This window comes from Zooshikella harenae, assembly GCF_018837975.1.
Classification (GTDB): domain Bacteria; phylum Pseudomonadota; class Gammaproteobacteria; order Pseudomonadales; family Zooshikellaceae; genus Zooshikella; species Zooshikella harenae.
Genome location: NZ_JAGSOY010000318.1, coordinates 1 through 722 on the forward strand (window position 1 = coordinate 1; position 722 = coordinate 722).

General features: G+C 51.4%; 1 pseudogene. It reads right to left on the reverse strand.

Annotated elements, in window-relative coordinates:
- A pseudogene (locus KCG35_RS25890) lies at window positions 1–722 on the reverse strand (hypothetical protein); the annotation flags it as partial.

The window sequence follows — 722 nt, forward strand, 5'->3', positions numbered from 1 at the left end:
CCTGTGACCTGGCCTAGGCTATTGCGGGCATAGCTGACAGAGGCACCACTTGGGTAGGTGATGCCGGTGATATAGCCTGCATTGCTATATTGGTACTGGGTGTTGTAGACCAACTCATGACCGGCAACGTACATACCACGCATGACGCTAGTGAGGTTGCCTTGGGCATTGTAGTAATAGGCAATGAGTCCAGCTTGGTCTTTAACACCGGTTAAACGGCCAATACCGACGTTACCATTATCGGTCTCGTCGTATTGGTAGGTAACATTCAGCTTGGGCTGACTAGGATACGTCCGTGCCGTTAAGCGGTTTAAGGCGTCATAGCGGTACTGGGTGACTTCGCCACGGGCATCGGTTTTCTGGGTAATATTACCGGCACTGTCATACTGGTAAGTGGTGACACCCGTATCGGCACTGATGCGTTTAACCAATTCACCAAAGCCGTTGTATGCGTATTGTGTCACTGCGCCATTGGGTGCACTGACTTTGGCAAGATTACCCTGCGCGTCATAGTCTAGCTTGGTGACTTGGTTTAAGGCATCGGTTGAGGTGACTAAACGATTTAACGCATCAAACCCATAGCTGGAGCCATGGTTATTGGCATCCACGGCACCGGTCGCATTGCTGTTGACATCATACGACACTTTGCTGGTTTGACCGGCGGCACCCACTGAGCGAATGAGTCGGCCCAGTTCATCAAACACCTGGCTTTGGGTTTGGAC